Below are 4,289 nucleotides of genomic sequence, written 5' to 3' on the forward strand. Positions count from 1 at the left end.
ATTTATATGATATAGTAAAAAAATTACATTTTCTTGAGAAAATATGGTAAAAAATGTTTGCGTATGATATCATAATATTGGTTATTATATATAAATTTCTATTTCACACTAATTATTAAATAGAGGGTGGGCTAAATATGAGTAACTTAATTGATTTTTGTTTAAAAAGTTCTAATATAAATTTAGATAATGTAGACAATATATATTTTATAGATAATTTATTAAATAATAATAAGATAGCAGTAGGTGTTTATAATTTTCCAGAACTAAAATTGATAAAATCGAATCAAATTTATATAGATATATTAAATAATAGTAGTATAAAAATAAAAAAGGATTCTGAATTTAAATTAAAGGAAATAAAAGAAATAGGAGCAGATAATATTTTAATAGATCTTCTAAAAAAGTCTATTGAAACCCAAGAAATGCAATGCTCTGAATATATATATTTTCATAATATTAATGGAAGTTCCGAATATTTAAAATGTATAGTAAATCCAATAATAAAAAATAATACAATAAAATATCTAACAATAACTTTTATAAATGTAAATAAAGATGTGTTAAACAATACAAGGATGGAAAAAGAAATAGAAAAGCTTAAAAAGGAGAAGGAAGAGTTACAAGAGGAAAATAATAAATATAAAAATATAATTGATAATATTAGTGATGGTATATTTTAGCAAATAAAGATGGCAAAATAGAATACTTTAATAAAGCTGCAAGGAAATTTATATATAATAATAATGTTAGTTATATAGGAGAAACTCTTGCACATACTAACTATTATGATTTAAAGGGAAACAAAATTTCTTTAATTGATTTACCCAATTTTAAAGCACTGCAAGGTCAACAGATATTAAGTATGAGACTTATAGTTGAAAGACCAGATATAACTATAAAAACAGATATAAGCAGTAATCCTGTATATGATAAAGAAAATAATATAATTGGATCTGTATCTAGTATAAGGTGTTTAAATGATTCCTTAAAAGTCGAAAAATGTCTAGAAAAACAAAGAGACGGCTTCTATAATATAATAGATAATTTAGATTTATTGATTTGTAGATTTTCTTATCCAGATTTTAATATAATACATTATAATAAAAAGGTTAAGGAAGAAATATTAGAGATTGATAAATGTAGTGATAAATTATTTATGCAAATTCCTTATAATGATAAGAAAAAATAAATATAATAAAATCTAAGAAAACTATGATTAGTGGTAGTACAATTAAAACATTAATTAATAAAAAAGAAAGATATATAGAAACTTTTTATCAGCTTATATATGATAATAACAAAATTCGTGAAGTAGTAAAAGTAGGAATAGATATAACAGATAAAATTGGATATCAGAAGGAACTAGAAACAATTTTAAAAACTCAAGAGGAATTCTTTTCATTTATTGCCCATGAATTTAGAACTCCTTTAACTGTGATGAGCTCAACAACTCAACTAATAAATCTTCTATATAAGAAAGATTTACCTGAAAAAGTACAAAACTATATAGATAAAATAAATTTGAGTGTTTTACAGCAACTAAGACTTGTAAATAACCTTTTAGACATTACAAAAGCAGGATCAGGATATTTAAACATAAATTTAAGAAATTATGATATTGTAAGTATGTCAAGATTAATTACAGAATCTGTAAGGAGCTTTGCAACAAGAAAAAATATAAACTTAGAATTTAAATGTGATTTTAATGAAAAAGTTATAGCAATAGATGATGAAAAATATGAACGAATACTACTAAACCTACTATCAAACGCTCTAAAATTCACTAAAAATGGGAAAAAGGTAATTGTTAAGATAGGTTATGAATGTGAATTTATAAGTATAGATGTAAAGGATGAAGGAGTAGGCATTCCTAAAGAAAAACAAAAAGTTATTTTTGATAGATTTGCTCAAGTAAATAATGATCTGACGAGAAAGTCAGAAGGAACTGGAATAGGTTTATGCTTGGTAAAATTATTAGTTAATGCTATGGTGGAAAATAGAGTTAACTAGTTATGAAGGAGTAGGTAGTAATTTTAGAATTTTGCTTCCAGATAAAAAAGTTTTAGAGGAAACTAAAGTAGTAGATATGAATCTTATGGATAATAGGTTGATTCAAACAATGGATATTGAGTTTTCCAATATATTTTGAATAAAAATTAAAATAAAAGAGAACCAAATTTTGGTTCTCTTTTATTTTATAGATTTCATACATTTTTTATAGGCTATAATAGCTGCCCCAATTGCTCCTGCATATTGACTTAATTCATCGGTTACTACATCAAGGTCTAAATGCTCGCTTAAAATATTTCTAAATGAATTTGAATTTGCAAGTCCACCCGTAAAAAATACATCATTTTGTAATTTTAATCTTCTAGCAAAGTTTGCGGTTCTTTTAGCAATTGAATCAATAACGCCTAAAGCTATGTCTCCTCTAGCTACATCCTTTGACAAAAGACTAATAATTTCACTTTCAGCAAAAACTGTACACATGCTAGAAATATTAACTTTATTTTTATCCTTAACAAACTCATCTATATTACTAATATCTTCTTCAAGAATACGCATCATAACTTCGATGAACCTTCCTGTTCCAGCAGCACATTTATCATTCATAATAAAATCTATCACATTTAATGAATTATCAAGTTGTATTACTTTACAATCTTGTCCACCTAAATCTATAATAATTCTAGTTTTTTCATTTAAAAATGCTGCACCTTGAGCATGACAAGTTATTTCAGTAACTGTTTTATTAGATTCCTTTAATAAATTTCTTCCATAACCAGTAGTAATGGTATATTTAATATCTTTACTAAAAAGTTTATTATAAACTAAATAAATGCTTTCCTTTGGCTTGGCCGATGTTCTTATTTTATAGGTGTTGATTATTTTTTCGCCATCAAATATAGCTCCCTTAGTATATGTTGAACCCGAGTCAATTCCTAAAGTGTAAATATTCATAATATATCCTAAAGCATTTCAATAAATGCTGCCATTCTTGTATTTAGTTGTCCAATATCACCATTAGAGAAATCTGTTTCTACACTCATATAAGGAATATCTTTTTTAGTATTAACAAATCTTTTAATTGATAAGGTTTCAACATTATAAGTGTGGCAAGCGGTTAAGATTACGTCAATTACTGCATCAACTTTATATTCATCAATCATCTTATCAAGAAGTTTAATACGATTTGGGTTAGGAGTCATGCAAGAGCAGCCAATAGACAAATATTTCTTTGCTAATGCATCATATACATCAGGATTATCTTCATCTACTAAGTCCTCAATAGCTTTTGCACCACTACAATTTTCAAATGCAACAACATAAGCACCATTTTCTTCTATAGCTTTAATAACCTTTTCAGTTGCTGTTCCAAGGGGACAACCGGTTATTAAAATTCTAGGCTTAGATTCATATTTCTTTACACTTGCATATTCATTTTTAATTTTATAAACTAGTTCATTTAATTGTTTTGGTATTGCTTCTTTATCAAAAGCAAAAGTTGTCCCATTTAAGACTTTGAAAATATCAACTCCAGTTACTGGTACAGGATCTAATTTTCCTAATTCATAAAATTCTTTAAGAGCTTTTCTTTCATTATTTTTTATTTTTATGGCTTTTTTTATATTTTCTTCTAAAATTTCAGTATCAAATTGTTTTTCTAAAGTATTTTTTAATTTTATAATCTCATTTTTCCAAAGCTTAAGACCATCTTCACTTTGAGAATTTGGAAGTTCCATAACATGAACAGGCTTAAATTCAGAAAGATATTCATACATCTTTTTCTTTCCATCACAAGTTGTTTCGCCAACAACTAAATCAGAAAAATAGAAAAATGGGCATTTATCTGTCTTACCAAACCCGTAACTAGATTTTATTAATGGACATAAGTTACGTGGTAGATCTTGTTCAGCATCTGGAATGGTTTCGTCTGAAGATGCACATAAAGAGACAGTTGAGGCTCCCATTGCTAAAGCTATTTCTTGAGGAAAGTAGGTACAAAATACTCCTATAAGAGGTATATCTTTTTCTTTTTGTTCTTTTGCCGTAATGAATGAATTCCTTCTAATTTCTCCAAAGGTTTCAAAAATTTCAGGTAATTCTTTTTGTATTTTCATAAATTTCAATCTCCCTTATAATTTAATAAATATTAAGTAAACATAAAATATGTTTACTTAATATAGTTTATACAGTTAAAAATAAAAAATAGTATTTTAAATTTACTAGTATATTGATATTTTAACATGAAATTACATACAGGAAAACGTTTTAATAAGATATAC

Annotated in this window: 6 protein-coding genes; 4 read left to right on the plus strand and 2 right to left on the minus strand. The window is 25.7% G+C overall.

What is annotated here, in order from left to right; all coding sequences use genetic code 11:
- The first annotated feature begins 137 nt into the window (after positions 1–137).
- The 4 genes from A500_RS18090 (at position 138) to A500_RS20605 (ending at position 2,152) form a co-directional block, all read left to right on the plus strand.
- Complete coding sequence (locus A500_RS18090) at positions 138–683, plus strand: hypothetical protein (RefSeq protein ID WP_016209021.1); 546 nt, start codon at positions 138–140, stop codon at positions 681–683.
- Positions 684–865: 182 nt separating this feature from the next.
- Entirely contained in the window at positions 866–1,192 is a 327-nt protein-coding gene (locus A500_RS18095) for a hypothetical protein (RefSeq protein WP_016209022.1), read from the plus strand.
- Positions 1,193–1,215: 23 nt separating this feature from the next.
- Positions 1,216–2,013, plus strand: a complete 798-nt coding sequence (locus A500_RS18100; protein ID WP_016209023.1) for a sensor histidine kinase — start codon at positions 1,216–1,218, stop codon at positions 2,011–2,013.
- Positions 1,985–2,152 (plus strand): hypothetical protein, encoded by a 168-nt coding sequence (locus tag A500_RS20605; RefSeq protein ID WP_157453702.1) that lies wholly within the window; start codon positions 1,985–1,987, stop codon positions 2,150–2,152. The genes A500_RS18100 and A500_RS20605 overlap by 29 nt, the downstream gene beginning before the upstream one ends.
- A 41-nt stretch (positions 2,153–2,193) precedes the next feature.
- On the opposite strand, the gene A500_RS18105 is transcribed toward A500_RS20605, so the two are convergent.
- Positions 2,194–2,964, minus strand: coding sequence for an acyl-CoA dehydratase activase (locus A500_RS18105; protein ID WP_016209024.1), 771 nt, complete (start codon positions 2,962–2,964; stop codon positions 2,194–2,196).
- 8 nt (positions 2,965–2,972) lie between these two features.
- Positions 2,973–4,124: a double-cubane-cluster-containing anaerobic reductase gene (locus A500_RS18110; protein ID WP_016209025.1), complete on the minus strand. Its 1,152-nt coding sequence runs from the start codon at positions 4,122–4,124 to the stop codon at positions 2,973–2,975.
- Positions 4,125–4,289 lie beyond the last annotated feature (165 nt).

This window comes from Clostridium sartagoforme AAU1, from assembly GCF_000401215.1.
Lineage (GTDB): Bacteria > Bacillota > Clostridia > Clostridiales > Clostridiaceae > Clostridium > Clostridium sartagoforme.

What these genes read in the sequence shown, in the direction of transcription:
- A500_RS18090 (WP_016209021.1), top strand. Translation starts at nt 138, where the DNA reads ATGAGTAACTTAATTGATTTTTGTTTAAAAAGTTCTAATATAAATTTA.
- A500_RS18095 (WP_016209022.1), top strand. Translation starts at nt 866, where the DNA reads ATGAGACTTATAGTTGAAAGACCAGATATAACTATAAAAACAGATATA.
- A500_RS18100 (WP_016209023.1), top strand. Translation starts at nt 1,216, where the DNA reads ATGATTAGTGGTAGTACAATTAAAACATTAATTAATAAAAAAGAAAGA.
- A500_RS20605 (WP_157453702.1), top strand. Translation starts at nt 1,985, where the DNA reads ATGCTATGGTGGAAAATAGAGTTAACTAGTTATGAAGGAGTAGGTAGT.
- A500_RS18105 (WP_016209024.1), bottom strand. Translation starts at nt 2,964, where the DNA reads ATGAATATTTACACTTTAGGAATTGACTCGGGTTCAACATATACTAAG.
- A500_RS18110 (WP_016209025.1), bottom strand. Translation starts at nt 4,124, where the DNA reads ATGAAAATACAAAAAGAATTACCTGAAATTTTTGAAACCTTTGGAGAA.